This is a genomic window from Ligilactobacillus murinus DSM 20452 = NBRC 14221, from assembly GCF_001591685.1.
GTDB lineage: Bacteria > Bacillota > Bacilli > Lactobacillales > Lactobacillaceae > Ligilactobacillus > Ligilactobacillus murinus.
Window position 1 is genome coordinate 1 of the sequence record NZ_BCVJ01000106.1, and the last position, 1,641, is coordinate 1,641.

Below are 1,641 nucleotides of genomic sequence, written 5' to 3' on the forward strand. Positions count from 1 at the left end.
TAACAAATATATTCGAAATAAAAAAGTTAACAAATATTATATTGCTAAGGAACAAAATAAATTTTTAGGAAAAATACAGGGAAAGGCGAGAAGATCAAGTTCAAGAGATGTTAAAGCATTTGATAAAAATGATGACGATCAGGTTTACATGCCAGTTTGGTTAATGATGAATGAATTAACATTAGGTGATTCAATTTATATTGTTAAGTTAATGTCAAATAGAAATAGAAGAGCCATTGCCGAAAAATTTGAATGTAGTGTTGATGAGTTGATCAGTTGGTTAGAATGTATAAATTTGGTGCGAAATATTTGTTGTCATAACGGCAACTTAGTTGATATCAAGTTAGTTACTCAGCCTAAATTGCCAAAAGATTTTGAAGATGTTTTGTATTTAAAAAGTGAGAAAGAAGACAGTGCAAACTATACGAATAGACTTGCCATTGTTATTTGTATAGTTGTTAAACTGATGAGTAGCATCAACATTCGGTATCGCTTTGGTAATTTAATAAATGCATTGAATCATTTATTAGATGAAACTAACACGCCCGAAGTATATGGATTTAGGGATAAAAAGGCAATATATGAATGTTTTAGTAAAGAAAGAGAACTGATTTTTAAGGAGTAGCTTGGATCTCTTCTTTTGTTGGTGTAGGAGCATCGGCAGGCAATTCATAGATTTTCCTAACTAACAGGAGAAGTAAAGTTATGCTTTGTCCAAGATTTACTAAAGGTTCATAAAAGCAAAAAATATCCCTAAATCACACTGTACTAGGGAGAGTAAAATTTTACTTTGAGCTATCTAATTTTAATTGGTATGAATTATAAGCCTATCATATAATATGGTCGTGATAGTTAGCTATCTTAGTGGTGGAAAATTAGCCAGTAGAAAAGAGATTCAAGATGCTTTGAATTTACAAAAAAGTTATACCTCAGAGATCATTTCCACTATGAAAAAGAAAGGTATACTACTATCTGAAGGAAGAGGCAGAGCAACTAAATATTATTTGGTAACAGATAATATATTAAATTAATGGATTCAACGTTGAATAGGAGCAAAAGATTCCCTGACGTGGAAAAGCCGATTATGACAGGAAAAAGCTACCGGACGAAAAGTACTTCGGTTCGCACTTAAGCAGTCGGATGTTTCTAGCTCTTTTTTACTATAGAGTTAAAATTATTGGACAACAAGCGGTTCCTCGATATGATTCTCTAAAAAAGTGATCTAATAGATGGAAAAAATTACAAATGAAGATGAGCTTATGGCTGTAGTTTATAATTTCTTTGTAGACAGTAATAACTGATAATGAATGAAAAGCATTAAAAATAGTGTAGGTTCAAAGCAGTTTTAGCTGAGCATTAATGAGCTTATCGTATGATCTAAGACAGATAGAAATCAAAAATGTGTCTAAATGTGTTGGACTGACGCCAAATGTTAATTAATTTTACAAAAAGATCGTAAATTATGGGCAACAGGAACTTAGTTGGGCTATCATCATATGGGGTGATATTTTAAAAAAATTCAAAGTAACACCATTCCCAGATCTACACTAATATAACTACGAAGATGGTTCTTTGTGATAGGGTAAATACAAATAAGAGCGGATATCCCACACAGTGGTAATTTATCCGCCTTTATTTTAT

General features: G+C 31.6%; 1 protein-coding gene. It reads left to right on the forward strand.

Annotated features, from left to right (window positions below; all coding sequences use genetic code 11):
* On the forward strand, positions 1-625 hold a 625-nt coding region (locus tag LMU01S_RS09950; protein WP_225354631.1), incomplete at its 5' end, for an Abi family protein.
* Positions 626-1,641: the final 1,016 nt, after the last annotated feature.